General features: G+C 57.2%; 28 protein-coding genes. 10 read left to right on the forward strand and 18 right to left on the reverse strand.

The genetic code is table 11. The annotated features are described in order from the left end of the window. Positions 1–14 precede the first annotated feature (14 nt). The 3 genes from AC6I6S_RS14835 to AC6I6S_RS14845 form a co-directional block, all read right to left on the reverse strand. Positions 15–710 (reverse strand): hypothetical protein, encoded by a 696-nt coding sequence (locus AC6I6S_RS14835; protein WP_497951186.1) that lies wholly within the window; start codon positions 708–710, stop codon positions 15–17. Positions 711–940: 230 nt separating this feature from the next. Further along, a complete protein-coding gene (locus AC6I6S_RS14840; protein WP_497951188.1) occupies positions 941–2,518 on the reverse strand; it encodes a N,N-dimethylformamidase beta subunit family domain-containing protein in 1,578 nt (525 codons plus the stop codon). A 51-nt stretch (positions 2,519–2,569) separates the two neighbouring features. Next, positions 2,570–3,859 (reverse strand): MFS transporter, encoded by a 1,290-nt coding sequence (locus tag AC6I6S_RS14845; protein ID WP_497951189.1) that lies wholly within the window; start codon positions 3,857–3,859, stop codon positions 2,570–2,572. Positions 3,860–4,018: 159 nt separating this feature from the next. Between AC6I6S_RS14845 and AC6I6S_RS14850 the strand changes: the two genes are divergently transcribed. From AC6I6S_RS14850 to AC6I6S_RS14860, 3 genes are all read left to right on the forward strand, one after another. Beyond that, the gene (locus AC6I6S_RS14850) at positions 4,019–4,885 is read left to right on the forward strand and encodes a helix-turn-helix transcriptional regulator (protein ID WP_497951190.1); all 867 of its coding nucleotides are present in this window, start codon (positions 4,019–4,021) and stop codon (positions 4,883–4,885) included. Positions 4,886–5,043: 158 nt separating this feature from the next. Continuing rightward, complete coding sequence (locus AC6I6S_RS14855) at positions 5,044–6,045, forward strand: DMT family transporter (RefSeq protein ID WP_497951191.1); 1,002 nt, start codon at positions 5,044–5,046, stop codon at positions 6,043–6,045. Positions 6,046–6,288: 243 nt separating this feature from the next. Continuing rightward, positions 6,289–7,269 (forward strand): tyrosine-type recombinase/integrase, encoded by a 981-nt coding sequence (locus AC6I6S_RS14860; protein ID WP_497951193.1) that lies wholly within the window; start codon positions 6,289–6,291, stop codon positions 7,267–7,269. Between the two features lie 106 nt (positions 7,270–7,375). Here the strand turns inward: AC6I6S_RS14860 and AC6I6S_RS14865 are convergent, their stop codons facing one another. The 5 genes from AC6I6S_RS14865 to AC6I6S_RS14885 all read right to left on the reverse strand — a co-directional run bounded on the left by AC6I6S_RS14865 (position 7,376) and on the right by AC6I6S_RS14885 (position 11,489). Then, the gene (locus AC6I6S_RS14865; protein WP_497951194.1) at positions 7,376–8,323 is read right to left on the reverse strand and encodes a hypothetical protein; all 948 of its coding nucleotides are present in this window, start codon (positions 8,321–8,323) and stop codon (positions 7,376–7,378) included. Continuing rightward, positions 8,323–8,703 (reverse strand): hypothetical protein, encoded by a 381-nt coding sequence (locus tag AC6I6S_RS14870; protein ID WP_497951195.1) that lies wholly within the window; start codon positions 8,701–8,703, stop codon positions 8,323–8,325. Before AC6I6S_RS14870 ends, AC6I6S_RS14865 begins: the two co-directional genes overlap by 1 nt. Beyond that, entirely contained in the window at positions 8,700–9,074 is a 375-nt protein-coding gene (locus AC6I6S_RS14875) for an ArsR family transcriptional regulator (RefSeq protein WP_497951197.1), read from the reverse strand. The genes AC6I6S_RS14870 and AC6I6S_RS14875 overlap by 4 nt, the downstream gene beginning before the upstream one ends. Positions 9,075–9,188: 114 nt before the next feature. Continuing rightward, the gene (locus AC6I6S_RS14880; protein ID WP_497951199.1) at positions 9,189–11,054 is read right to left on the reverse strand and encodes a hypothetical protein; all 1,866 of its coding nucleotides are present in this window, start codon (positions 11,052–11,054) and stop codon (positions 9,189–9,191) included. A gap of 246 nt (positions 11,055–11,300) precedes the next feature. Then, complete coding sequence (locus AC6I6S_RS14885) at positions 11,301–11,489, reverse strand: hypothetical protein (RefSeq protein WP_497951200.1); 189 nt, start codon at positions 11,487–11,489, stop codon at positions 11,301–11,303. A 339-nt stretch (positions 11,490–11,828) separates the two neighbouring features. Between AC6I6S_RS14885 and AC6I6S_RS14890 the strand changes: the two genes are divergently transcribed. The 4 genes from AC6I6S_RS14890 (at position 11,829) to AC6I6S_RS14905 (ending at position 14,484) form a co-directional block, all read left to right on the forward strand. Continuing rightward, the gene (locus AC6I6S_RS14890) at positions 11,829–12,407 is read left to right on the forward strand and encodes a hypothetical protein (RefSeq protein WP_497951202.1); all 579 of its coding nucleotides are present in this window, start codon (positions 11,829–11,831) and stop codon (positions 12,405–12,407) included. Beyond that, positions 12,400–12,597, forward strand: coding sequence for a hypothetical protein (locus tag AC6I6S_RS14895; protein WP_497951204.1), 198 nt, complete (start codon positions 12,400–12,402; stop codon positions 12,595–12,597). Before AC6I6S_RS14890 ends, AC6I6S_RS14895 begins: the two co-directional genes overlap by 8 nt. 261 nt (positions 12,598–12,858) lie before the next feature. Continuing rightward, complete coding sequence (locus tag AC6I6S_RS14900; RefSeq protein WP_497951205.1) at positions 12,859–13,485, forward strand: hypothetical protein; 627 nt, start codon at positions 12,859–12,861, stop codon at positions 13,483–13,485. Positions 13,486–13,704: 219 nt separating this feature from the next. Then, positions 13,705–14,484 (forward strand): hypothetical protein, encoded by a 780-nt coding sequence (locus AC6I6S_RS14905; RefSeq protein ID WP_497951206.1) that lies wholly within the window; start codon positions 13,705–13,707, stop codon positions 14,482–14,484. Between the two features lie 183 nt (positions 14,485–14,667). Here the strand turns inward: AC6I6S_RS14905 and AC6I6S_RS14910 are convergent, their stop codons facing one another. Further along, positions 14,668–15,435 (reverse strand): hypothetical protein, encoded by a 768-nt coding sequence (locus AC6I6S_RS14910; protein WP_497951208.1) that lies wholly within the window; start codon positions 15,433–15,435, stop codon positions 14,668–14,670. Between the two features lie 485 nt (positions 15,436–15,920). On the opposite strand from AC6I6S_RS14910, the gene AC6I6S_RS14915 reads away from it, so the two are divergent. The 3 genes from AC6I6S_RS14915 to AC6I6S_RS14925 all read left to right on the forward strand — a co-directional run bounded on the left by AC6I6S_RS14915 (position 15,921) and on the right by AC6I6S_RS14925 (position 17,780). Continuing rightward, positions 15,921–16,343 (forward strand): SWIM zinc finger family protein, encoded by a 423-nt coding sequence (locus AC6I6S_RS14915; RefSeq protein WP_497951209.1) that lies wholly within the window; start codon positions 15,921–15,923, stop codon positions 16,341–16,343. Positions 16,344–16,470: 127 nt separating this feature from the next. Beyond that, on the forward strand, positions 16,471–16,923 hold the full coding sequence (locus AC6I6S_RS14920; protein WP_497951210.1) for a ribbon-helix-helix domain-containing protein: 453 nt from the start codon (positions 16,471–16,473) through the stop codon (positions 16,921–16,923). Positions 16,924–17,129: 206 nt separating this feature from the next. Then, the gene (locus AC6I6S_RS14925) at positions 17,130–17,780 is read left to right on the forward strand and encodes a hypothetical protein (RefSeq protein ID WP_497951212.1); all 651 of its coding nucleotides are present in this window, start codon (positions 17,130–17,132) and stop codon (positions 17,778–17,780) included. 55 nt (positions 17,781–17,835) lie between these two features. On the opposite strand, the gene AC6I6S_RS14930 is transcribed toward AC6I6S_RS14925, so the two are convergent. From AC6I6S_RS14930 to AC6I6S_RS14970, 9 genes are all read right to left on the reverse strand, one after another. Then, positions 17,836–18,081 carry a hypothetical protein gene (locus AC6I6S_RS14930; RefSeq protein ID WP_497951214.1) on the reverse strand — a complete coding sequence of 82 codons (246 nt, stop codon included), beginning with the start codon at positions 18,079–18,081 and terminating at the stop codon, positions 17,836–17,838. Positions 18,082–18,116: 35 nt separating this feature from the next. Further along, positions 18,117–18,860: a RodZ family helix-turn-helix domain-containing protein gene (locus AC6I6S_RS14935; RefSeq protein ID WP_497951216.1), complete on the reverse strand. Its 744-nt coding sequence runs from the start codon at positions 18,858–18,860 to the stop codon at positions 18,117–18,119. Positions 18,861–18,862: 2 nt separating this feature from the next. Then, entirely contained in the window at positions 18,863–20,491 is a 1,629-nt protein-coding gene (locus tag AC6I6S_RS14940) for a hypothetical protein (protein ID WP_497951218.1), read from the reverse strand. Positions 20,492–20,494: 3 nt separating this feature from the next. Further along, positions 20,495–21,319: a hypothetical protein gene (locus AC6I6S_RS14945; protein ID WP_497951219.1), complete on the reverse strand. Its 825-nt coding sequence runs from the start codon at positions 21,317–21,319 to the stop codon at positions 20,495–20,497. A gap of 208 nt (positions 21,320–21,527) precedes the next feature. After that, complete coding sequence (locus tag AC6I6S_RS14950; protein WP_497951221.1) at positions 21,528–22,055, reverse strand: hypothetical protein; 528 nt, start codon at positions 22,053–22,055, stop codon at positions 21,528–21,530. Next, positions 22,052–22,552, reverse strand: a complete 501-nt coding sequence (locus AC6I6S_RS14955) for a hypothetical protein (protein ID WP_497951222.1) — start codon at positions 22,550–22,552, stop codon at positions 22,052–22,054. Before AC6I6S_RS14955 ends, AC6I6S_RS14950 begins: the two co-directional genes overlap by 4 nt. Beyond that, complete coding sequence (locus tag AC6I6S_RS14960; RefSeq protein ID WP_497951223.1) at positions 22,549–23,334, reverse strand: hypothetical protein; 786 nt, start codon at positions 23,332–23,334, stop codon at positions 22,549–22,551. The genes AC6I6S_RS14955 and AC6I6S_RS14960 overlap by 4 nt, the downstream gene beginning before the upstream one ends. Then, positions 23,331–25,019: a hypothetical protein gene (locus AC6I6S_RS14965; protein ID WP_497951224.1), complete on the reverse strand. Its 1,689-nt coding sequence runs from the start codon at positions 25,017–25,019 to the stop codon at positions 23,331–23,333. Before AC6I6S_RS14965 ends, AC6I6S_RS14960 begins: the two co-directional genes overlap by 4 nt. Next, positions 25,019–25,237, reverse strand: a complete 219-nt coding sequence (locus AC6I6S_RS14970) for a hypothetical protein (RefSeq protein WP_497951225.1) — start codon at positions 25,235–25,237, stop codon at positions 25,019–25,021. Before AC6I6S_RS14970 ends, AC6I6S_RS14965 begins: the two co-directional genes overlap by 1 nt. Positions 25,238–25,243 lie beyond the last annotated feature (6 nt).

Below are 25,243 nucleotides of genomic sequence, written 5' to 3' on the forward strand. Positions count from 1 at the left end.
GACAAAACGTCGTTCTACGCTTCCGCGCCGCCTACGGAAGGGGTCGTCGTTATCCCATCCGGCGTTTCTGTCCGGAGGTAGTTCCCCAGGAGGACCACTGACGCGACGAACGGAAGGATCGCCAACAGGCCCACCACGATACCGACGCCGAGGGCCGTTCCGACGGGGCCAGCCAGCAGGTTCGCCGGAAGGACGAGCACCAGCAACGCTGCGAGCGCGCCGGACATCGCTTCCGTCCGGAACAGCGAGACGCCCATAAGGAGCGCCCCAACGTTGACGAATACCATCAGTCCGATCCCGATGAACAGATTCCCGGGGTTCACCACTCCTGCGGCACCGATCGCCGGCCCGAAGGTCACGACGAGGAATCCGAGCGCGGCCATCGCGGTTCCGATCACGGCGGCGGTAACGCCGACGCGCCAGAGACGGGCCTCGAGATCCGCCGTTCGAGCGCGCAGCGCCGCGAAGCCGACGAACATCCCGGCCCACGCGAGGATCAGGCTCCCCTCGCCCGCGTAGTAGGGGAGCGTCCCGACTTCGTGCCAGGCCGGGACGATACCCTGCGCCTGAACGATGGACGTGACGGTAATGTACGTGAACAGCGCGAGCGCACCGAGGATCGCCGCGATCCCGGCGAGGCGGACGCGGTGGGGGGTCCACCGGCCCGCCGGAAGCGAGTAGAGCTGTGATTCTGTCGAGTATTGTACCACTGTTCTCACCGACTCTCCGAAAAGAGAATCACGTATACGTACGCCAGCGATCGATCTAACGCCGGAACCTGATGTATCATGGTTCCACCGATTCCACTGCATGGAGGTGCAATCGAGACCTGCTGGCGCCGGCTTCGGCGCGTATCGTTCGCAGCGGTCGCTCGCTCGTATCCGGTCGTTGGTCACCGGACGTCAATGCCTCGCGTCGAGAACTCGAGACGGCGCCTCGGCTACGGCGATTCGCGTCGCGCCTCGAGCACGTTCGCCTGGAACGCCTGCAGCCGCGGGTCGGGCTCGAGCAGCTCCGGTCCCGGCCGGCCGCGGCCCATCGGCTGACCGGGGTGTTGTGGGTCCCAGCTCGAGTCGGGGTCCAGCCGCCAGGTCCAGGCGAGGGTTCCGCAGTGAAACACGGTCGCGCCGGAATCGGCCTCGAAGGCGATCACGTCGCAGGGCTGGATTCCGCCCAGTTCCGGCTCCCTGTCTTCGTCACCCTCGAAGTGGAAGAACCGGACGTAGTCGTCCGGTTTCTCGTTCTCCTGGAGCCACGACCACTCGTGGCCGACGACGCCCGTGACCGGCGCGGTATCCTCCCGGAATCCGGTCCCGTCGAACCAGGGGTGCTCGAGACCCTCGTCGTCGACCTGCAAGTCCGGAAACTCGCCCTCGACGTAGCCGAAACTCGCCATCCCTTTAAGTTCGGACTCGGGTCGCCCGATGTTCCGAAACAGATCCCTCTCTTCGTTCTTCTCGCAGACGAAGTAGCGCCCGTCGTCGGCGTACTCGATTCGCCAGAACGCGATGTTGGCGCCCAGAAAGGCGAGGTCGATACCCGCGTCGCGGGCGTTCGCGAACGCGTCGTACTGGGAGACGGACCAGTACTCGTCGTGCCCCGCGCTGACGGCAAGCTCGTACTCCTGTAGTCGTTCTGGCTCCCGGTGGACATCCAGATCGCAGAGATACTCGAGGCTGTACCGCTCCCGCTCGAGCCACCGGACGAGATGCGTCGCGTAGTTCAGGTGCCGAGAGAACGGAATCCGGTAGGGTCGATCGTGGGAGACGGCGATTCCGATGTTCCCGCGGGGGCGGGTGACGTGGCCGTACAGCGACCAGTTCCCCCAGCCGTTGTACGCCTGCTGGGTGGCGAGCGGGAACTGGACCGCGACGTCGGCGGTCGGTTTCGAGTTCCGGACGACGAACGGATGGGCGTACACCCCCGCGTCGCTCTTGACCCAGGCGTAGTAGAGGCCGGTCGGCCAGTCGTCGGTCGCCGAGATCCGGTCGGTCACCGACCAGTCGCAGCGAACCATGGCGTACTCCTCGTCGATCCCGAACGCCGGCTGCTCGCGGCCGTCGCTCGAGACGGTCGCCAGAAGGCGGCCACCGTCCCCGTCGTACCAGCCAAGTCGGTAAATTTCCACGTCGTAAGCATCCTCGGCGTGGACGCAAAGTTCGAGCGTCTCCCCTGGCTCGATGGAGACGGATGTCGTGTACGCCGATACGGGATGGTCGTCCGGAATGTGAATGTCTTCAGCGAGTTGACGGGGTTCCCAGCCGCCGTTTCCGGGCCGTTCGTTTTCCGCCGCCACCGGTCGGTCGCCCCGTGCGGCCCGCTCGGGATCGCCTTCGGGCGACCGATCGGTGGCGGCCAGCGCCCCAAGACGATTGGGCTCCGTTCCGCTCAGCAGATCGAACAGCGAGAGCGATCCGAGCGACCCGGCGAACGTGCGGCGGTTCACATCCACGACCTGATCGTTCGCCCCCTCGTCGTCCGGGTGCCTGTCGGGACGACGACGGCCGTCATCAGCCATACACGGGAGAACGCCCTGAGTCGTATAAGCGTCTCGGCCCGATTCTCGTCCTCACGCCGGGGCGTGTCGACCGGCGGCTCGAGCGAGTCGCACCGGCCCGGCGACCACGGCGACGCTGGCCGCCGCGACGGCCACGAGACCCGAGGCCAACAGGAGCGGTTGGTAGCCGACCCCGACGGAGATCGCCAGTCCGGCGAACGCGATCGGGCCGGTGGTCCGCCCGAGGAAGGTGGTGCTGTTCCGGAGGCTCATCGCGCCGGCGAGATACTCGGTAGACACCCGATCGCTCACCGCGGCGTCGACGACCGGCATCAGCAGGCCGACGCCGACGCCGACGACCACGAGCGCGGCGGTCGTCGCGACCAGTCCGTCGGCGACCCACGCGCCGGCGAAGCCGACCGCGTAGCAGGCGAAGCCGATCGCGATCAGCCACTCGTTCGAGAGCGAACGCGCCAGCCGACCGCTCGCGGCGGCGGCGACCATCGATGTGGCTCCGGCGGCCAGAATCACGCCCCCGATCACGACCGGTGCGAACGCCGCCGTGAGGACGAACGGCATCGCCGTGAACACCACCCCGAACAGCAGGAACTCGGTGAGGAAGGCGACGGCGAACAGCGCCACCAGCGGCGGCGTCAGGATCGTCCGGGTCGCGCCCGCCAGGTAGCCGATGCCGCGACCGGCCGCGGGACGGGTCGGCTCCTCGAGTGTTACCTGCGCGAAGACGGCGATCGGGATCGCCGCGAGGTAGGCGAGAAACGGCGCGTTCCAGGCGAGCCCCGCGAGCGCACCACCGAGCACCGGGAAGAGGGCGGCGGTGGCGGAGAGGACGGCGACGTTCGCCCCCAGAACCGCCGTTCGCTGGACGCCGTCGAACGCGTCGCCGACGATCGTCACGGTGGTGATGAAGATCGCCGCGGCGGCGGTCCCCTGGGCGATTCGCAGCGCGAGCAGGGCTTCGAACGACGGCGCGACGGCCATCGCACCGCCCAGGACGCCGAAGGCGAGCAGCCCCGCGACGAGCACCCGTTTGCGGCCGATCCGGTCGGCGAGGATGCCGATGAACGGCGACAGCACGATTCCGACGAGGAAGTAGGTGCTCACGAGGAGGCTCGCCTGGGCGTCGGTGATTCCGAACACGTCGCGAAACACCGGCAGTGCGGGGCTGATCAGCGGCACGCCCAGCGGCGCGAGCGCCGTGCTCGTCAGCACGATCTGGACGGTTCGGGAGCGCCACGGGACGGTCGCAGTCTGTTCGTCGCTCGATGCCACGTCGGGTGTGCGGTCGAGTTGCTGGTCCGTGGCGGCGGTTTGTCGGTCCGTATCGGCGGTTTGCTGGTCCATGTTGGTACGGAAGCGGCCGAGAGTCGTGTAGTCATTTCCCGGCAACGATCACGCCATTCGAGCGTGCGTCCACCACCCTGGAGGCGTCTCACCGCCTGCGACAGGGATACGACCGTGAGAATCCTACGGTACTGTAGCGATCGGCATCGGGTGAGTACAATGACACAGTCCGTTCTCGACGAAATTCTAGAAACGACCCTCGAGGTGGATTCGAACCCGGTTTCGGCCCACGAACTCGGGTCGCGGCTGTCCACCGACGACCTCCTCGACGTGATCCGTCACCGCGAGGTCCTCGAGGCGCTGGCGACCGAACCGCTCGACCGGATCGACCTCGAGGCTCGACTCGACGTCTCGCGGGCGACGAGCCACCGATTCACGCGCTGGCTCGACGATCACGACCTCGCGACCCGCGTCGACAACCGGTTTACGCTCACCGGAAAGGGCGCGGCGTACGCCGACGCGGTTCTGCACCTCGAGCGCGACCTGCGGGCGGCGACGGTGCTCGCCCCGCTGCTCGAGTCGATCTGTAAAGCCCACCGTGAGTTCGTCGTCGCCCCGTTCGCCGACGGGACGGTCACGACGGCGACGCCCGACGACCCCTACGCCCCGATGGCGCGCTTTGCTCAGTTGCTGGGCGAGAGCGACACCCTCTGCGGGTTCAACACGACCCACATGCTCCCACTCGAGCTCGGGGCGGGCTCCGGGGACCCGTTCGAGGGGCTCGAGACCGACCTCATCTACCTGCCCGACGTCGTCGAGCGGCTGTTCGAAACCCACCCCGAGCAGGTCCGCGACGCCATCGAGGCGGGTCATCTGACGCTCCGAACCCGCGAGGCGCTCCCGTACGGGCTCGCCATCTTCGACGACCGCGTCGGGGTCGCCGGCTACGACGAGGGGACGGGCACGATGCGGGTGTTCGTCGACTCTGACTCCGCGATCGCCCGCGGCTGGGCCGAACGCGTCTTCGAGACCTACCGGGAGCGTTCGGAGCCGATCGACGACCACGACGACCTCGAGACGGACTGAGCGGGTTCTCGAACTCTCTCGCGGGGCGATGACGGCCGATTCCTCCTCTGAGACACCTCTCGATCGGTGAGACCGGGGTCGGCGACCGCTCTTCGTTTCACTTCTCGTCATCTATCTCTCGAGTGAATTATAGCGGGCTTCCCGTCCTCTACTGATACATGATGTGGAGCCGTTGGTCGGAACCGGCGATCGAAGTGGGATCTCGACTCGCGAACGTCCGTGTCGTCGCGGATCGTTACCGCGGCGGCCTCCTATTTGCGATCGTGGCGCTCGTGATGGGGATCGGGTACGTCGCGATCGGCGTGGGCACGGAAACCGTGCCGCCGACGCTGCTGGCCGCGTTTCGATTCGACGCCTCCGCGGCGGTGTTGCTGACGTACGCGTTCGCTACGGGGCGCTGGCGTCCGCGGACGACCGCCGACGTCCTCGCGATCGTCGTCCTCGGCGAACTCGTGCTCGCCGGCACCGTCGGCTTTCTCTTCGTCGGACAGCGGTACACCACGGCGTCGATCGCCGCCGTCGTTATGGGGCTGGGGCCGATCGTCACCGTCCCGCTCGCGTACCTGCTCGTCCCCGGCGAGCGCCTCTCTCGAGCGGATCTCGTCGGCGTCACCCTCGGCTTTTGCGGCGTCGCAATCGTCGCCAACCCGTCGCCGGCGGCGGCGACCACCGGTGGCGGGGTGGGAGTCGCGCTCGTCTGCTGTGCCGTACTCAGTTCGAGTCTCGGTGGCGTCCTGCTCAGCCGACTCGAGACCGATCTGTCGCCGCTGTCGCTGGTCGGTTGGGGTGCGTTACTCGCTGGCGCAACGGTACACCTCCTCAGCGTCGGACTCGGCGAGGCTGGCGAACCGATCGCCTGGACGCCCGCGTCGATCGCGGCGCTCGTCTATCTGGGACTCGTCGTCGGAATCGGCGGCTACGCGGCCCTGCTCGCACTCCTTGCCGAAGTCGGCCCCGCTCGAAGCAGCCTCACGTCGTTCGCGAGCCCGGTGGTCGCGATCGGAGCGGGGTGGCTGCTGGTCGGCGAGGTCGCGACGCTCTCGACGGTCGCGGGACTGATCGTGGTCGCCGGCGGGTTCGCCGCGCTGAACTGGTCGGCGGTCGTTGGCGTTCTCGAGCGAGTCGGTCGGCGAGCGGCGTCGTTACCGGGAGACTGGTGACCAAATCGTCTCGCACGGCTCACGAACGTGTGAGCCGCACAAGAGTTATAGACTCGTCGGGACTGAGCAAACCCGAAGGGTTTGCGAGGGACGGCGAGGACACTGACTGGAGCGAGTGAAACGAGCGAAAGGAAGTGGACTCGCCGGGATTTGAACCCGGGGCCTCTCCCATGCCTCGGTCGTTCACTCGCCTCAGACGCTCTTCCGTCGGTTTTCTGCAAACCCATGAGTCAGCTAGAACCGATGCATCCGACGGAAGCCGTACAAACCTACCTCGATGGTAGAACCGATCTCTCCCGATCATCTAAGCAAAACCATGGCTATAGACTGGAACGATTTCTCGAGTGGTGTGATGAAGAAGAGATAGATGAGATGAATGATCTCACTGGTCGTAAGCTCCACCAATACAAGATCTGGAGATCTCAGGATGTGAACAACGTTACGCTGAAGAATCAGCTAGGGACCGTCCGACAGTTCTTAGCCTTCTGTGAGCACATAGATGCCGTCTCTCCCGGTCTGAGTGAGAAACTGGAGCTACCTGACCTTGGTCTGAAAGAGGACGTGAGCGATACGATGCTTTCTCCTGAAGAAGCTGAGAAGATACTCCCCTATCTCGAGAAGTACGAGTATGCTTCTCTTCGCCATGTGATCTTCCTCCTATTCTGGCACACAGGAATCCGTACAAGCACGCTCAGAGCGTTTGACGTAGATGACTTCAATGGGTCAGAGGCATATATCGAAGCCGTTCACAGGCCGGAGACGCCCTTGAAGAACAGAGGAGAGGGAGAGCGAGAGATCAACCTTAGTGATGAAGTCGTAGAGGTGATCGAGGACTATATCCAGATGAACCACCCCGAAGTGGAAGATGACGATGGTCGGATGCCACTGATCGGGACTAAGAAAGGGAGAGCACATCAAACGACTATTCGAGATCACATCTATCGGATCACTCGACCCTGCCACTACCTCAATGAGTGTCCTCACGATAGAGATCTCGAGGAGTGTGATGGAGCGAGCAGTCGATTCGCCTCGAAGTGTCCTTCTTCTGTCTCTCCTCACGCTATTCGGAAGGGATCGATCACCTACCATCGGAACAACGGATGGCCTGCAAAAGCTGTGAGTGATCGGGCCAACGTCAGTCAAGAAGTCCTCGATCGGCACTACGATAAGGGAACCAAGTCGGAGAAGCGAGAACGACGGAAAGAGTTTCTGAATAACCTGTAGCTCTTTTTCCCATTATTTCAGGACACGCGACTGATTGTTATGATCAATTCTAAGGCTTCTGGCTTCTGTCCTCAGCTGCTTGCCCGGATGAGCAGCAGATAACAGTCTATGTTTGTTCTAAATCGGATAACTGAGGCCCACAAGCGAGATACTCATATGGCTTGTGAGGGTTCTCTAATGATCCATCTACCTCTTTCTTAATTTCTTCTGGTAGTCGAGTTTGACTCCATCCCTCTTCTTTCCTATTAAATGTCTCAAAATCTTCAAAAGACTCAAAATCCCCATCTGTCCTTATATTTCGAGCCCCCCGGATGAAGAAACAAAACTCATCCTCCTTCTGATCATTACAAACTAATGTTAGATAGATGGAGACAGACGTTACACCAGAATTATAAAGTTGGTTCAAAGCTTCAGGAAGCGGCTTTCCTGTATTATGTCCAGAACTCCGAAGTTCTGCTACTTGAGGAACCCCTTTGAAGTGTACTACTGCATTGTCAGAGTCTAAGTACCCTCCTTGAACCGTCTCAATAGTATCTCGGTACCTAATACCTTCTACAGGGGTGTTTCTGTGCCTTCTCAGACCAGATGGAGCAGGCGCTAATCCATAATCATAATCATCCAATTCATATTTGTGTTGCTCCATCCGAGCATATTTTGGATCATCGAAATCATTAAAATTGACGAGTAGATCGCATCTTATGCAAATATTCTCAGCGGAACCGTTTCCTCCGTTTGATAACGCCAACGAAATCTCATTTTCTGTGAACGTAGCACCATGAATTCGTATCTGTGGTTCATACTGCACTTGCATTATCTCTTTCTGTGACTTTTGCAGATCCGTCTGCTTGTTTTGAGTAGAATACTGCTCAAAGTACAGAACGACGAGAGCGAGAGTGAGAAGTCCCGTAGTAATAACTGAAGCAGCTTGAAGACCTGAATCACCATACTCTTGATGAGCCCAAATTGTTCCAGTTATAATCCCGACTGCTGCTCCAAGGATCAAAATCCACTTGACGGCTGGTACTACAGCCGAACGATCAGGACAGCTTATCATTACCACTTACAGTCTGAAGCCCTGTTATGAAGTGGTTCCGATGAAACACTCTTGTCACTCGGCCCCCATACAGCCTTCACAGGCTTCTCAGGCTCATCTGGCCCCCTTGAGGAGTATCGATCTACTTCATCCGAAGAATCGTTCTCAGACGAATCTAAGCCGATCTGAATGATCTCAAGATCATCATCAAGTTCGAGACCTGTGTGAGCATCATCCGACGACTGGATAACGTGATGCCTGAGTGCTGCTCGATCTCCGATTACCATCCGAGAGCATTCTTCAATGGGACACCGATAGATCTCAGGAGCCTCGGAATCATCATCTCCCTCTCTCGCTGATCGGATTCGATCAAGGTCATCACTGGGATCGCTGAGACTCATTGATGATCACCCGAGTAATCCATGTTCAGACAGTTGATCGAGCAGTAGTATTCTCCTCGATCCCCCTCCACCGGATCGAAGTCTCTCGAGTAAGACGAGAGTTCACAAGCAGGACACTGAGAGGGAGGAATCGGATCAGCATGGAGTCCTCTCTCTGAGGAATCACTCCGGTCCGGAGCGTTAATCTTCCAAACATACTCAGTAGGGAAGCTATCGGAGTTCTTTGACTGGATGAGATCGAACTCTGAGAGATATCTGAGATGCTCTCGAATCACCTTCCTCTCGAGGTTGAGACTTTCGGATATGTCCTTGACTGTAGCTCCACTCTCCCCTTGATCCTGCAGATAGGAGACGATGACTTCTCTATTCATCACCGACCACTCCTTGAGAGGAGTATGAGAAATACCTACACGAAAGCCACCCGAAAACTCCATTAATGTCTATATGGGGATCTCGGGTGGCTTTCATGAGACTCACTCTCATACTCATGCTGACCACCTGTAGAGTGTTGGGTATGGTCCGGGCCGAGCTTCATCTTCTACGAGATACTGATCACGAAACTCATAGAGATTCTCTTCGATGGTCGTTTTAGAGATCCCAGTCTCATCGATCAGATCACTCTTAGTAACTCCTCCTTCTCCAGCATCTCGAAGGACATCAGCGATAGTTCTCTTATTCTCAGTACTGAAGATCTTAGGCTCTACTCTCGAATCGATGGAGATTTTCTCGGGTATCGCTGCAGTGTTCACGTAGACTGTAGCCTCTACTTCCTCGTTTCGACCGAATCGGAGAATCGCTTGAAGAACCTTATCATGGACGAAATGATGGTAGAACTGATCTCCGAACTCCCCGAAGGTCTTCTTCATCCCCTCTCCCTCGGGAACAGCCGGGACTGCGAAGTATGCAGCCCACTTTCTTATTTCATCATGACCGGGGAAGGGACACCCGAGGAGTGCTCCGACTTCTTCCTCCCCAAAGTCGTTCGAACTCAAGACTTCAGCGTAGTTCATCGAGTCCTTCGCCCGATCAGCGATTCCGCAATCTCGATATTTTTCCAGAGCCTTCTTAGGAGCGATTAGAGCGGGTTTCTGACCTTCTTTGACATCTATCCCGTAGAGGATACTTTCGTCCATTTGAGGGGAAATGTGGCCGCCTGAGTATGCTTTGAGACTATCGTTAGTCTGTTTAATCGTTACCCCAAGGATATTGTGGATGTAGTAGTCGATTCCGATTTGGTTTATCGGAGACTCGATCTCAAAGTCTTCCCCGGTAGCTCGCTCCCACATGATCCGGGTAGGAGTGCCATCGAGACCAACCACGTTCTCAGCTCCACTGAGATCGGGGGGAGTCAAAACGTGGATCTTCTGATCATCGGTATCGAACACTGCGTATCGGTCTTTCTCGAGTCCGCTGAACATCGGACTGTTCTCGAATCCGTTCTCTATAGCAGTGAGGTTGAACCAAGGAACCTCGAATTTCACTCCTTCATTTCCATCTACATCATCGATTTCATTGCTATTCAGGACCACATAGGTCAAGAACGGAGCTATTGTGCTGTATCTCTCGTTCTGATCAACTTCGATGATATCTCGATCATCAGCAATCACTCCGTTCTGTCTGAACCAAGCTTGAGCAGTACGGAATTTATCGAGTTCCCTCGGGGAACAACCTCGGTTTTCTTTGAGATCACTGAAGTTCTTGAACGGGAGATCATCAGTAGCTTTCAGGAACGGAGTGATCACTTCATTAGCATCGTATTTTTTCTCGAATCCACTAATCGGCATTTCATCGATGATGACCACTCGATCCTCTACGACAGATTCGATGTATCCATGCTGATAATGACCGATAAGCAGCTTCGGTGAATCAGGATCGAATAGTTCCCTTTTTGTGACGTACTCACAGCCCGGAGAGCAGCCTAAATCGAGTTCTGAGTGGATTTTTAGAGCACTGATTCCGTAGCCATACAGATCTACGGCTTTAGAATTGTAGTGGGGACTGTCCTCCTGAAATGCCTCACAGTCTCGATGGGGAGCCGGATAGACTACGTAATTCTCAATTCCTAACTCCTCGCACCGTCTTACGGCTTCTTCATAGAGATCCTCTCGAGCAGTGAGATATGTGAACTGCTTCTCTGACTCCCAGATCTGCTGGAGAGCACTCGTAGATTTTCCACTCCCGGGTGGTCCGGTTACAAGGGTCGAGTTCCCGGATCTAAATGCTCGACTGAGAATCTGCTCCGTTTCCTCGTAAATGTCGTTGATACCCCTCTCAACGCCAATACCGTTATACGACTGGCTGTGTGATTCACTCATGTCTAAGGATGACCTCCTTGGATCCGCTGATCCCATCAGCATACACCTCATCCCCCATCGTTCGGAGCATCCCATTGCTCCGGTTCTGATCCTTATTCATCGCTTAGCTCGTAGCTTGCTCTCTAAACTGCTCAGCTTCCTTCAGAACCGATTCGACACTCATCAGGAGGAATACGATTACCAGTACTCCGAAGACCGCCTGAGCGACTACAAAGGACTCTGAGAGGATCAGGAGACACATGGCTCCCGTACTCAGTAGACCGTACCGAGTTGAGGATCTCATTACTGATCATCCCTGCTGTCTATGTCACTGAGTTCCTCTACGGCTACTTCGAGAAACTGAGCATACGTCATGTCGAGTTCATCTTTTGCGGATCGAACTCGCTCTCTGGTCTCCTCGGGGATCGCCAGAACGACCTCGCTCTTATATGGCATTGACCTATTTTCAACAATGGCCCTGTGCCACTTCATTCTATTGGTGGAGTTTGATGCATTATGTATCCCGACATGGGATACATTCCTCGAAATCCGGACTCATAATCTCAGAAAATGCCGATACTCTCTTACTAGTCGGTTTCGTACTTGTTTCTGTCTGAGGGATCACCTCAGGCCGACTCAATCGTCGTCAACCATCCGCTCAAGAGAGTCCAAATGTTTGGATTCTCGTCGTTTTTGAAATTCACTGAACGAGATATGTGCTCTATTAATTGATCTCGGATATCGACTCTTGGGGCCATAGAGTTCCTACAATCGCTTGATTCGGATACTATCGCCGGTATATTGATAGGTCCGTTTGCCGTTAAATGATCCATGTCCGAATTGGTAGACAAAGCTCTGGAAGTTGGAGGGCCTGAGCTAGCAAAACAGATCTCGATTCTGGAAAGTAAGATCAATCATATGGCTGAGGATGATGACTCTGATCTCGACCAGAAGCTCAGAGAACAGTCTGTTCTCCCAAATTCAGTGATCGATAAGCTGGATGCCAGTGAGAAGCAAGAAGTCCTCGACAGTGCTGATGGAACCGTGAACGTCGAGATCCCTGTGGCAGGCAGTCGAACCAATACAGAAACCACAGAGATCACTCGAGGAGGCTCTAATACTTACACTCGAGAAGTCGAGATTCCGGCTCCCGGGCAAAAAGGAGAACCGGAGACGATGATCATGGAGTACGAGAGTGGCCCCAGTTGGGAAGAAGAGGTAGGCCGTTTCAATCGGGAGATGGCTAAGATCGAGGAAGAGAAAAAGCAGCGAAGGGAAGCCCGGGAAAATCAGCGGGATCAAAGCAGTGATCCGATCTTCACCGGATATACGAACGTCGATGAGATCGATACTGACGATATAGACTCAGACATCCCAGTAGCGGGTAGTGGAGGGCAGGACGATGACTGATGAGAGACTCGTTGAGAGAGCCAGACGCTTCGTAAAGCACGAGACTAATAGCAGATACGAACCGGTCGTGTTTGCCTCTGAGATTGCTGAGCATCTCGGAGTCTCAGAACAGGAGGCAATCAAGGCTCTCGAGGAGTCTTCGACTGTGAAGGAGAAAGGCGACGGAACGGGTAATCGGGTGTTCTGGTAGAACCTTACTCTCCACTCCTATCCTTAGCTCCCTACAGGTGTTCTGAGGAGTCTTTTCGAATTAGGAGGGGAGAAAGGCAATGATCAACCAGTACAACTCTAAGACCCTCTCAGGAGCTGCAGACTGATGCCAATAGAGACTACAATCCATGATCAGTACATCACTCAGTTATCACCGTAGAATCGAACGGAGTACCCACTCTTTGTATCCGTCAGTCACCCAATCTCCGATATCTACAATCAACTGCATAGGGGTGATGAGATGAGTCTCGAGAAAGAGGATGACCTGATCGGAGAGGTGTCTTCTAAAGCTCCTACAGTCGATTCAGGAGAGTACTGTAACGGGAAGAAGATCAGTCGAGATGAGAGGGGGAAAGCAGTCTTCGTCGGATACTGCAATCAGATAGCTGGTCATGGAACTGATCACGTCGGGGAAGGTCGATGTAAGTTCCATGGCGGGTGTTCAACCGGAGCACCTGAAAGTAATCAGAACGCTCAGACTCACGCTCTCCGATCAGATCCATCTCACTACTATGAGTCCCTCGATTCAGAAGAAAAAGCGGAGATTGAGAGAACGTTTGAGGCCATTCTGAGTCGTCTTCAGGATCAATATGACCATGACGACCGAGTTGATCGAGAACTCGCTCACAGAGTCGCTGTGAAGCTGCATACAGTCGAGAGAGCCTCGAAGTACATCGAGGAGAACGGGCTAACTCAGATCATCAAAACGAGACACTTGAACCGGGAGGAGAAGGCACCACTGCTTGATGAATTGAGGAGGTACGATAAGTCGATCATCACTGATCTCGAGAAGTTCGGTGTACTGAGTGATCCTCAGTCTCGACAAGCAGATCTCGTTAACGAGTGGAGAGAATTTATTGAGGAATAACTGAATCAGTGACTCTGTTGAAATCCTTGATTGATGATGGGTTTCAGTAGTTGGTTGAATACATACCGCGACTGTAGTACGAGCCGAAGTCAGTCTGCGAGGGGTGATGAACGGTCAATCAAAAGACTAACTGAACTATTAGCCAACTGCTCTACCTACAAAATTTCTATCAAAACCGCTAATAAGAAATACTAGCAGTCAATACTCTTCTCTATCAGAATGGGTGCCGAAAAAGAAGATTCTTCCGGTACAGATCCTGAGAGCAACTCTAACGTTGACCGGATCACATTGAACAACTATGTAAGTGACAATTCAAATCTGTTTCTGGTGATGGGTGTTTTTGCTGCCCTTTCTGTATATATCTCAAGTGTCCCATCAGATGGCGTTGATGAGCAATTCATCCAATTGGGCCTTGTCACATCATTGCTAATCACTGGACTACTGGCAGTGATCATCTTGTTATCCCTCACAGACCAAGTGTCAGACAAAGCAGATGTGATCTCTTCCCTTTTACACATCAAAAATATTGATACAATTGTGTTCCTAACCTTATTTGCCACATTATTCTACTCTCTTCTTCAAGTTGTGACTGAAGATACAGAAGTATTAGCAGTAATTTCGGTTGTAGTTTTACTTATCGGGACATTTGCCTTCATATTGACTACAATAATGTATACCTCTTCGAAATTGAGTCCATATATTGCTCATTCTGACTTACGTTCTACTACAACAGCAACACTTGTATTCACAATCTCTTATCGGATAATGAACGACGTGAGTGAACATCTATACGAGGAGTATCAACTTCACCAATTCCAGTTTGAAAATGATGTAACATTCATAGAAGCTTTCCCCCTAATAATTTATTTTGCATTCTCACTTCTGATGGAAATTCTCCCAATTGTCGCGCTTATAATGGGGTGTTTTGCTTTTATTTTTGTTTTATCTATAATTGGAGACAAATATCAGCGTGTAAAGGATCTCATGTTGGACCATTAATTCCTGCTCAATACTATTGAGAACGTAGAATGTTGATGGACTCATTGAACAATGAGTAGGTCTATCCAATAGTACACCTATTTCACACTAATAGGAATAATGGGGAGATCAAACCGACCTCTTTCTCTACATTCAGCAGGCAACGCTTTCGTACGCTGAGGATTGAACAGAGGCGTCTCTGAGTTAATCGGTAGTCTTGGATTCGATACGATCCGGTTCTTCAGTTAAATCCTGACTTGTATTATCGTCAAATTCTTCTATGCCAGTTTGCTCATCAGATCTATTCAATTGGTTCTCCAGATAGGGTACCATACGTTTCAGAGCCTCTGTTTTACTCATCTTCTCTGAATTATCATCCATCGATCGTAGTAACGCCGGGTGGTAGACCCGATTGAGCCAAAGCTCATAGAACTCTTCATCGTAATCGTTCATGAGCCGCATACTCAACATTTCTACAGTCAGGGTTGGTCTGGTCAACATCCCGTTCCACGCTGTTTTTGCCATCAACTGCTCTTCCGATTCATCAGGATCGGGATTAGAATAGGCGAGAAATTCGACTGCTGTCAGTCTTACTGAGACTGAAACGACTAGTAATACAGCGAGAACCGCAGAAACCCAAGGAGGCATCAAAATTGCAGCGATGGCGATTACAACAGCAAGGACAGACTCTCCGTTGGAGATGCTATTTTCAGTTCGACGGAGCCTGATATTCACTTCCTTGTGGATATCCTCCTCTGAGATCTCTGTTAGTAGACCCATCTCTCCAATCGATTGAGCCATCCGATCCACATGGTCATCTCTCCATTGACGGGCGTCATCTATTCCAATAAGCCAATTAAGCAACCAACTGCAAAATCGATGAACCGGAATTCGTCTCCCTGCCCAACTCATGACACCGACCATAATTGACAACGGGATAAGGAGAAAAATAGCGATAAACCTCTTGATCATGCCAGAATATTCTACTTAACAAGTATTCAATCTATTGACCATCAAGATCACACAGACCAGTGTAATAGATGAGATTTCACTTCCAGTCTGGAACCAAGCTATTTCTCTGACGGGAGAATCATCCAATATGGAAAACCGACGGACTCGAGCGCACGGCGAGTGAAGGAACAATCAAATCCAGACCGAAACCCTCTCCGGAAACCCCCTTCGAATCACCGAACTCCCTGCATCAGGGTATAAGTCGGAAACACCGAAATCCGGTGCTATCGCTCGAATACGGGGAAATTCGGAAGGAAGTGGACTCGCCGGGCGGGCAGTTGGCGAACGCCGCCATGGTCAATCGTGCGACGGCGGAGGTGTCGTCGCATGACTCGGTACTGTCCTCACTGTGGCGGTCGGATGAAAGCAGAGACGTCGCCTGGAGGACTCCCTCGACAGGTCTGTGAAAACGGCCCTCACCCGGTTACAGAGGTGCCTCGAGGAGCATGAGCGCATTTCCACAGCCGACTGACGGTGAATCGCTCGACTTCCTCGAGCAACGCGACGAGAGAACCGAATCGTGGGATCGAGCAGATCCACGTGACGCCCTAATCGAACCCTTCGGACGGTTCGGCTACAAAGTCACGCTTCGCGACGGCAAAGACGTCCACTACTGTGCGCTCGGCCTCGAGGAGGGCGAGTACATCGGTCGGTGTGATTGCAAGGGCTGGAAGTACCACGACGGCCCGTGCGCTCATCTCTGTACGCTCAGGAAAGCGGACTTCATCGGGGAGATCGTCGTCGACGAAACTGACGGCAGCCCGGATGACGAACACGAGATGCACCATGCGACGGGAGAACACTTCGACGGCGAACACCACGACGCCACCATCGAACACGCTCGAGCAGCCGAAGAGGTGCGCCCATGACGCGCATGCACACCCGCACACGAGACCGCCGCGGAGCAGTGCATACCCCCCTTGCATCCGAACTGCATTCCTCGACGCCGTCTGCGTATTCACCGATTATGCAAATCGAGGTGAGAGCATGAGCCGAATGGATCACAACCCGACGAGTCGCACCTCGTTCGGATGTCCGAAGTCGCTGCTCGAGCAGCTGGACGAAATCGCCGATCGTGAGGATGTGAGCCGGAGCGAGAAACTCCGCGAACTCGTTCGTCGGGAAGTCGATGCTAAGGGCGACCTCGACGGCCCGCAGCCTGTTCTCCCAGATGACGAGCGACTCGCGGATGCATACCGGACTCTTCACGATCGCGCTCATGCCCCTCACAAGAGCAGAGCACGGGTGACGCTCGAGAGCGCAGAGAACAAGCTCTACACGAACGACATTCCGAAGAATGCGGTTCTCGAGGAGATCATCAAACCATTAGAACAGCTTGGATACGTCTCTGTTTGGCCGGGGAATCAGAACGTCTGGGTCGTCGTTCCGCCGATGCGCTACACTGATGGAGAGGATGTTATAGAGTCGGCTAAGAGCGTAGTTGCCTAAACTGGGATTCCTGTGACGGACTAACCCTTTTTGTCTGTGGGAACAGCCATCGAACGAAGTCGGTCATTTGCTATGTGCGCCTGCGAATGTAGCATTTGGTGGAATTGATTACAAGGATCCGCGATTAATCAGTACAGAACAGATGATTAACCATCAGCGAGATATGGCCACGCATAAGTTTACCAAGCAGAACAGTTTAAAGCGATATGCACTTGAAAATTTATGGGACTGTACATGGAGGAAATGAGGATGACATGCGAGCAAAATTAGATCAATACATTTCTAATACAGACGCAATTTTTGTTGAAGCAGCAGCAGATGAGAGGTCATGGAGTGATGTTATTCGCACACTTATTTTCAATCCATCATATATATTCGGATTGATCGTATATAGAATTAATCTAATGCTCGATGATTATCGCAATAACAGATCATGGACTGGTGCACATGAAGCACGTGTTCTACACTCGTACAGTGAAGGGCATGATTTTGATATCCACTGTATTGATGAGAATAGATTCGAGTTGAGTGGAAAACCATCTATCAGAGAACAGGTCCTAAGCTGGCTAGCATTTATATCATCAGCATATATACTCTACTTTTCATATCAAAATGCCCATCTCATATTCCACTATATTTTGACTATTATGGTGGTTTCAATTGTATTGTCCATACCCATAGTATATAATAGTCTCAGTAATATGAATCACCGAAACACCAAGATGGCAGAGAGAACACAAGTAATAGCAAATGAACAAGGGTATGACCGAATGATATTAATTGTCGGAAAAGCCCATGTTGATGAAATGAAAGACGAGATGAAGAAGAGAGGATTTCAAAAAGTTGACGTGATATGATATGGTCTGTACTGACCGTGACCACTCACGGTAACGCGGGCTGAAAGAAACTGCCTCAGAGTACCGATGTCACCGCTGCCGTGACGATTCCTGACCCGACGAGCAGCGCCGTCACCCACTTTGTTCCCTGATAAACCGTCCAGAGGTGGGCGTTCCGTGGCTTGACCGTCGCGACTTCTTCCTCCACGTCTTCGAGGTCATCGACGAGATCGCCCTCAATCCGCTCAAGGACGTCGACAGTGTGGTCCACCTTTTCCTCTATCCGCGTCATGCGTTCAGAGAGTTCGTGATTCGAGGGCACACCGTCACTCGGCTCGTCAGGTCGGACACTCATCGTTATCTCAAATGCCCGCTGATCGTTGCGGTGCCGGTGCTCTCACTCGTGTTTCTTACGACGATGTCGACCGCCGGTGCGACGGCGACCTCGTCGACGACGGTTGTCTCGTCCGCGACGATCGCCTCGGCGACCACCTGCTCGAACAGGACGTCCCCGTCGGCGTCGGTCCACTCGAGGACGACATCGTGCTCGACGTCAGCGGTTACACGCGATGCGAGAGCGTCGGCTCCCGGTGCCTCGAGGGAGACACGAGCGTCGGCACTCGCGTCGATCGTCGCGCCGTTGAGCGCGGCGTGATCGTGTGTCGCGAGCGAGTCGTGCAGCTGGGCGATCGACTCGTCGGTCGCCGGGTTCACCTGGTCGCCGTCGACGTCCTCGAGGAGCGCAGCGACGGTGTCATTCTGTGTAACTCGAACAACATCGCCTTGGGAGACGGTCACGGTATCGTCCTGCCTGACCGTGAGGACGTTGTCGCGGTCGATCGCGACATCGATTGGATCGTCCGTCGAAACGAGAACGGCATCGTCACCGTTGCTCTCCAGGGCGGTCGATAGCTCTGTCTCGATCTCGTCAGGGAGCGACTCGACTCGCACGCGACCCAGGTAGCGGGTGGGATCGTCTTCGATGTTGATCTCACCCTCGTCGACGACGACGATGATCCGATCGGATTCGCGTCGCGCTCCGGGGAAGTCCGCGAGGTAGTCGATTGCGCTCGTTGCTTTGTATTTGGGGGACTGAGGCATGATTAGTGATTCACCACCGGGGTACTCGGCTCGAGGTACGCCTCGAAATTCAAGGTGTCAGCGGTGCCATCGAGCACGAACTCTTCGGCCTTGTAGCGAGGATCGCCCCGACCGACGACCAGCGTCAGCTGCTCCGGCGAGGCGTTGTCGGTCAAGACCGAGACGCGACCGTTCTTTGTCGATTCCGATCGGACGCCGATCTCGGGGACCTCGGCGACGATCCCGACGATCGGGCGTCCGGTCGTCTCGTCGAACACCTGGACGGATGCCCCGCCGACCTCGAAATCGTCTTCCTTGAGGCCGTCGGAGTCACCCAGGGTCCGCTCGTAGAGATGGCCTTCGCGAGTGACCGCCGCTGCGAAATCGAAGTACCCCATCACGCTCACGGGGTACTCCATGATCGCGGCTTCCGAGAGCAGCACTTCGCCCATGCTGTCGGTTTCGTAGAGATCATTTCCGATCTGGACGGGTGCGCCGTCGATCGGCTCACCTGTCTCGGGGTCTTCGACACGGATTTTCACCCCGCCGTACTGCCAGTTGACCGGGCCGTCACGTCCGACAACGGCCTCCTTGAAGATCGACCGATCGAGGCCGAGCATTTCGATCTCAGTCCCTTCGGGAGCGATGATCTGGTAGTGGCCGTCGACGTTGGTTTGCACCTGTGTCGAGCCGACGATAATCGTCTCGCCGTGCAGCGGTTCGCCGTGGACGTCCTCGACGACTCCGGTGAGTGCCGAGTAGGAGAACTCGTACACAGAGTGACTGTTGACGTCCTCTTCTTCGGCGAACGTGCCGCCGCCGTCGGGTTCGAACGCGAGATCGTACTCTCTCGTGCCGGAGACGGCTGCCCCGCTTGAGACACCTTCCGGCGGTGGTGCTGTCAGGACGAAAGCGCCGATCACGTCGTTCGCCGTGAGCACTTCGTCGTCTGATATGAGGTAGGCGACACCAGCGAGCGGGTTGTTGTTCTCGTCGGTGGCAGACCCCTCGACCGCGAACCCCAGGTTTTGCTCGTTATCGCGGTAGTCGTCGAACTCGCTGGCGTCGATTATGCCGCCGGGGAGCGGGTTTGTCGCCTCGTTGCTGTACTCGGCAGTCAAGAGAGCCGCCAGCTGAGTCTGCCGGTCTGCTGTCCAAATGAGCATATTCCCGCCGCCGTGGCCGTCTTCGGCAGAGTCCTCGAGCTCGTCGGCGAGGCGTTCATTGTACCTGGCGGGGTCGAAGTCGTTTTCCCGGCTGATACACTCCGAGATTCCAGTCGGAAGAACGTGCGACGACTCGTTACTGAAGGGGTGGCGGACCAGAAACCGGAGTTTCGTCTCACGGACCCGTGACCAGATGAACATCTCGCCGCCACCGATCCCGTCCTCGGTGGACTCGTCGGGCACCCCGGCCATTCGTTCGTTCTCGTCGAACGGGTCGAAATGGAACCGCTCGACGACGCCCGACGGGATAATGTATGACGATTCGTTTGTCAGGGACGCGGTAACGAGGTTTCGCAGCTGGCGCTCTCGGCTGGCGTTCCAGACGAACATCTCATCCCCTCCATCCCCGTCCTCGACAGGGTCAGACTGCTCGAGCGGGTCGTGCTCGCTTTTTTCACTGAATCCTGACTCGATTTCCAGAGTCATGAATCAGCTCCAGATTGCTAGGACGTGCATCGAGTAACCACGTCCGTCGTCGTCCAGTTCTCCCGAGTATTCGGTTTCCGGCTCCGGGATCAAGCCGCGAGCGATAAGGTCGATCGCCCCGTACTCGACTTCCCCATCGACGAAGGTGACACCCTCGAACGACATATGAGGATCGGCAAAAGAGGTGACAGAGCAGCCGAACGCGGCGGCATACTCGATTTCCGTGTTGGACGTGTACGTGAACGATGGACTCATTGTTCCGTCTTCGTAGTACGCCGAGAGTAGTGTCGAGCCCTGGGCATTATCGTATTCGTAGTTATATTGGCCGATGTCGTTGCTGTTGAACGACATTTCGCTCGAGTTGTCCAGGTGGGTGTGAAGTTCATGGATCGCACGACCCAGATGGCTTCGGTTGATCGTTGCAGTCTCGCCGTAATAGGAGTCGAGCCAGTCGTTCGCAATCTCCCAGTACCCCCGTGGCGGGGTTTCTGAACGCTGCTGGAAGTCGTTGGTTCGGTCGGTGTAAGCGATAAACCACCCGTCGTTTTTGACGCGGACAGTGACCTCGCGGGGCGTCGAATTGAACTCGTCGCGGTCTTCGTAAGTGTTGTCGGTCTCGAGCTGGTAACGCCCCTCCCAGCCGTTATCATAGAGTGTGTACTCCACGAGCCGGTCGGACTGGAGAGCCTCGTCCGGGTTGATCGTCGTAACGCCGCCGTCGTCGATCGCGTTCCAGTATTCGATGAACCCGATGTTTCCCGTGTCGAGGTCGGGGAGTTCTGGGCCGGTGCTTCCGCCGGTTCCGCCGTCGTGGTCGTCGTCTGACATTGTTAGAGTGCTCCGTGATTTTTGAGCGTTTCAGCGGCACGCTCACGCCGTTCTGCGTCGTTTAGCTGGCTGTACGCTGGATGGGCCTTCATCGCTGCTGCGAGTTCGTTGATCCGGCTCTCAGCGATCTCATCCAATTCGTTCTCTCGAGGGACCGATTCGCCAGCTATCACGCCCTCTGGCGGCTTTCGGTGGGGACTCGCGCCGATCATAGTGCCTCCGTGTGGAGTCGAGCCACCAGGTCGATCGAGCCGGTCGCGTCAGGTGCGTACCGGGCGAGATACTCGACTCGATTCTCCGCGGGGATCACCCCACCGAGATTCTTGATCGTCGAATACTCGTTGTTGAGCGTCCCAAGTGGCGAGTTCGTCCCACCGCCGACGACGTGGCCGTCAACGGCCAGGCGGTACTCGACGTCGTTTGCGTCGATCGCCCCGATCGCGAGCAGCGCGAGGCCACCCTCGGTCCGGTCGGTCTTGACGATCGCCCGCTCCTCGCCGGGTTGGAGCGTAATCGAGCCGTCGGCATTCGCATCGTCAAGATCGTCCGTCTCCCAGATCCGGTACTTCGCCGGGTTGATGACGCCAGCGCGGGCCGGCGCACCTTCGCCCTGGAAGACGTTGATCGTCTCTTCGCTGTCGGCTCCGTCGCTGCCCTCGAGCGCCCCTGTGTTCATGGCGATCTGCTCGAGGAGCGCGACCATCCGATCGACGTTATCGCTGGTGCCGAAGTTCATCGGCCACCTCCGTAGACCGGCGATGGTCCAGCTGACGTCTGTGCCAGTGCGTGGTTCACGACCGCGCCGACGATGATGACGACCACCAGGAGGACGACGACATCGTCCATTAGCCCCTTGAGGAGGCCGGAAAACGGCGAGTCGCTGCCGTCGTCGGAATCGGTCGCGAGGAGATCGTCTGCGAGATCCTTCTTCGCATCGTCGGGCAGGTCCGAGTCCATGATCGCGGCGATGGCTTCGGCGAGCGTCTTGTCTTCCTCGGCCATCGCCTCGGCTTTGCGGACGTCCTGTTCGCGCCAGTAGTACGCGCCGCCACCGATCGCGCCGATACCGACCGCTGGTTTCCACCACTGGCGGGCGCTACTTCCAGCGCGTTTGGCCGCCTCGAGGGTTTCGCGGGCCTTCCGGGGACCAACCTCGCGGATGTACTTCAGGGCGTCTGTGACAGTGCGCCCGGTCAATTCCGCGAGTTCCTTCGCGAGTGTGATGCGGCTCATAGGTATCCCTCGTGATGGGCGTAGACGCCGGCGGCGACGATCGCGCCGGCAACAGCGATGTGTTTCGCGCCGAGTCCACTCTCACCAGGAGCGGCCTCAGTGCCGTCCTGCTGGACCTGGTCGATCGGCGGAGTGTCCCCGGTCGGTTGCAGCTCTTCGGGAACGTCGCCGTCAGCGACGGCCTGGAAGTACGCCTCGAGGGCGGCCTCGACGTCCTCCCAGGAGGTGAAGACGTGGGCGCTCTCGCCGACGTCGCCGCCGGGATGGAGGTAGACCGTGCGATCGTCCTCGAGCACACCGGCGGCCATGAACTGGACGCGCTCGCCGTCTGTGTGTTCGCGAGCGTGGATGTGCCAGGGATCGATCTCGTTGAGGTGCTGCCACTCGCTCCAGCCGTCGCCTTCGCCGTCGACGGCGTCGGGGTTCTCCTCGAGCCAGGCCTGGTGGGCCTTCCGAGCCTCTGACTCCGTCGGGAACGAGGGGACGTCGTCGAGCGGGGTCTGCCCGCCGACGTGTTCGGTTTCGCCGCCCGGTTTCATGGCGTCGAAGTTGCCGTCTCCGGTGTCGTGGGTGAGGAAAAACCGACGATCGGTGTTGTCGATCTTCTCCTGCTTGAACAGCATCCACTCGCCGGCGAGCAATTCGATCGGCTCGAGTTCCTGCCAGCCCTCACCGGGATCGCCGCCCGGTTCCGATCCGTCGGGGTCGTCCCAGTCGTCGGGATCGCCCCAGTAAGCGGAGTCGGCTTCGGCGACGTTCGCGAACGGCGTTTCAATCGTCACGCGCTCTCACCTCGAGCGGCTGCACGGGCTTCCTGGCCGCGCTGCGAGGCCTGATCGAACGTCGACGACTGCACGGTCGAACGCATCTCGTCACCGTCACCGTCGAGCAGGTAGACCGTCTCGCCGTCGACGCGGGTGACGATCGTGTAGCCCTGGCTGGTGCCGTCCTCGTCGACCAGCCACAGCGTTCCGCCCTCTTCGTGTTCGTCGGTTTCAGGATACTCCTTTTCGGGAGTGAGCGTCAGCGTCGTGCCGTCCTCGGTTTCGACGATCATCTGATGGACCATCGCCCCACCGGCGAGCACCGCGCCAGCGCCGACAGCATATCCGGCAGGAGTAGCGGCGCGGCGGGCACCCGATCGCGCCCGGCGGCCAGCCGACCGAGAACCGCGAGCGGCGCGTCGACCGGCGTCAGCAGCGCGTCGGCCGGCTCGAGCACCAGCGGAGCCTGCACTCCGCCCGGCGGCTCTCGCAGCGTCAGCAGCGCGACTCGCGGACGTTCCCCGGCTCGAGGCACGGGCGGCGGTCGTCGCGTCATCAGCCGATCGAGCGCCGGCACTCGCGACATCGTCCGCCGAACGGGTTGCCGTCCGACCGCTGTCGGTCGCACGGGTCGCCGTCGCGCCAACATCGTCGCTCGAGCGGGCAGCTGCACTCCCGGCGTCGTCAGCAGACCGACCGAAGCGATTACCCGATCGCGTGAACGGATCGCTCTGGTCGCCGCTGCGGATCGCCGGGAGCAACGAGTCACTCTCGTCGACGGCGCGGGCAGCGTCGTCAGTCGATCGAGTCGCCGTCGAACCGGCGTCGTCGACGCCACGAGAGGCCGCTGGGAGCGCGAGCGGGTCATCATCCGCGGATCGACTCGCTCTCGTGCTGCTCGCGGCGTCGTCGCTGCTGCGGGCAGTGGCGCTGCCAGCATCGTCACCGGAGCGACCGAATCGCGAACTCAATCCGCGAGCGACGTCGTCGCTTCCACGGGCGGCACCCGTGACTGCGCGGCCAGCGCCGGCAGTCCCGAGCGTGATCCCGATGTCTGCGACCTCAGCCAGCCCGGTGCGGGCGTCGGTCGTCCCTTCGCGGGTATCGATTCCGGTCGTCGCGCCGATCCCGACGCGGGCACCCTCCGTGAGCACCATGTCGGTGCCACGGCGGCCCCAGTCGACGGCGGTTGAGTCCTCGAGGCCGGCGGCTTCGACGGTTCGATCGACCCGTTCGGTGATGCCGTCGTCGACGGCCTGGAACTGCTCGGCGAGTTCGTCGCCGTCCTCGGCTCCGGTAGCCTGGCGGATCGCGGTGCGCGTCCCGCCCTGGAGGGACGCCCGCTCGTTGTCGAGCAGGAAATCGGTGCCGCGAGCGGTGGCGTCGTCCATCTCGCCGAGAACGTTGCGAACGCCGCCGGAGTCCTCGGTGCTTGTGAAGTCGTCCGAGAGGCCGACACGTCCGTCACTGGCGTCTCGCATTCGGCTGTCGACACCACTCCGCAGGTTCGAAGGCGCGTCTCGAACACCCGAACCGACATCGGAGGCGGTATCACTGACGCCTGAGCGGAAACTCGACGCCTGGCTGCGGGCGCTCGAGAGCAGCCCGCCGCTGCCGTCGTCCTCTTCGTCTTCGTCGTCGAAACTGACGTCGACGTCTCCACCCGCGCCACTGCCGGCAGAGAGAAGCGCACGCTGCACCATCAGGCTCCACCTCGTTTCTGTTCGCGGTAGATCAGCACCAGCAGGAACAGAATCGCGAGCTGCGTCAGAAAGTGCAGATCGGTCTTCTCGAGCGAAACGACGGGTTCGACTGCCTGTGGAAGGGGCGTCGAGCGCGTCCGCTCTTGCTGCTGTTGCTGTTCACCGACGATTGACTGATACTCCTCGGTTTCGTGGATTCTATCTTGGATTCGTCCCATAGTGAG

The sequence above is a fragment of the Natrononativus sp. DTA114 genome, assembly GCF_059736515.1.

Bases quoted from the DNA above. Each gene is read 5' to 3' on its own strand.
- AC6I6S_RS14840 (WP_497951188.1), bottom strand. From the start codon at position 2,518: ATGGCTGATGACGGCCGTCGTCGTCCCGACAGGCACCCGGACGACGAG.
- AC6I6S_RS14845 (WP_497951189.1), bottom strand. From the start codon at position 3,859: ATGGACCAGCAAACCGCCGATACGGACCGACAAACCGCCGCCACGGAC.
- AC6I6S_RS14850 (WP_497951190.1), top strand. From the start codon at position 4,019: ATGACACAGTCCGTTCTCGACGAAATTCTAGAAACGACCCTCGAGGTG.
- AC6I6S_RS14855 (WP_497951191.1), top strand. From the start codon at position 5,044: ATGATGTGGAGCCGTTGGTCGGAACCGGCGATCGAAGTGGGATCTCGA.
- AC6I6S_RS14860 (WP_497951193.1), top strand. From the start codon at position 6,289: ATGCATCCGACGGAAGCCGTACAAACCTACCTCGATGGTAGAACCGAT.
- AC6I6S_RS14865 (WP_497951194.1), bottom strand. From the start codon at position 8,323: ATGATAAGCTGTCCTGATCGTTCGGCTGTAGTACCAGCCGTCAAGTGG.
- AC6I6S_RS14870 (WP_497951195.1), bottom strand. From the start codon at position 8,703: ATGAGTCTCAGCGATCCCAGTGATGACCTTGATCGAATCCGATCAGCG.
- AC6I6S_RS14875 (WP_497951197.1), bottom strand. From the start codon at position 9,074: ATGAATAGAGAAGTCATCGTCTCCTATCTGCAGGATCAAGGGGAGAGT.
- AC6I6S_RS14880 (WP_497951199.1), bottom strand. From the start codon at position 11,054: ATGGGATCAGCGGATCCAAGGAGGTCATCCTTAGACATGAGTGAATCA.
- AC6I6S_RS14885 (WP_497951200.1), bottom strand. From the start codon at position 11,489: ATGAAGTGGCACAGGGCCATTGTTGAAAATAGGTCAATGCCATATAAG.
- AC6I6S_RS14890 (WP_497951202.1), top strand. From the start codon at position 11,829: ATGTCCGAATTGGTAGACAAAGCTCTGGAAGTTGGAGGGCCTGAGCTA.
- AC6I6S_RS14895 (WP_497951204.1), top strand. From the start codon at position 12,400: ATGACTGATGAGAGACTCGTTGAGAGAGCCAGACGCTTCGTAAAGCAC.
- AC6I6S_RS14900 (WP_497951205.1), top strand. From the start codon at position 12,859: ATGAGTCTCGAGAAAGAGGATGACCTGATCGGAGAGGTGTCTTCTAAA.
- AC6I6S_RS14905 (WP_497951206.1), top strand. From the start codon at position 13,705: ATGGGTGCCGAAAAAGAAGATTCTTCCGGTACAGATCCTGAGAGCAAC.
- AC6I6S_RS14910 (WP_497951208.1), bottom strand. From the start codon at position 15,435: ATGATCAAGAGGTTTATCGCTATTTTTCTCCTTATCCCGTTGTCAATT.
- AC6I6S_RS14915 (WP_497951209.1), top strand. From the start codon at position 15,921: ATGAGCGCATTTCCACAGCCGACTGACGGTGAATCGCTCGACTTCCTC.
- AC6I6S_RS14920 (WP_497951210.1), top strand. From the start codon at position 16,471: ATGGATCACAACCCGACGAGTCGCACCTCGTTCGGATGTCCGAAGTCG.
- AC6I6S_RS14925 (WP_497951212.1), top strand. From the start codon at position 17,130: ATGCACTTGAAAATTTATGGGACTGTACATGGAGGAAATGAGGATGAC.
- AC6I6S_RS14935 (WP_497951216.1), bottom strand. From the start codon at position 18,860: ATGCCTCAGTCCCCCAAATACAAAGCAACGAGCGCAATCGACTACCTC.
- AC6I6S_RS14940 (WP_497951218.1), bottom strand. From the start codon at position 20,491: ATGACTCTGGAAATCGAGTCAGGATTCAGTGAAAAAAGCGAGCACGAC.
- AC6I6S_RS14945 (WP_497951219.1), bottom strand. From the start codon at position 21,319: ATGTCAGACGACGACCACGACGGCGGAACCGGCGGAAGCACCGGCCCA.
- AC6I6S_RS14950 (WP_497951221.1), bottom strand. From the start codon at position 22,055: ATGAACTTCGGCACCAGCGATAACGTCGATCGGATGGTCGCGCTCCTC.
- AC6I6S_RS14955 (WP_497951222.1), bottom strand. From the start codon at position 22,552: ATGAGCCGCATCACACTCGCGAAGGAACTCGCGGAATTGACCGGGCGC.
- AC6I6S_RS14965 (WP_497951224.1), bottom strand. From the start codon at position 25,019: ATGGTGCAGCGTGCGCTTCTCTCTGCCGGCAGTGGCGCGGGTGGAGAC.
- AC6I6S_RS14970 (WP_497951225.1), bottom strand. From the start codon at position 25,237: ATGGGACGAATCCAAGATAGAATCCACGAAACCGAGGAGTATCAGTCA.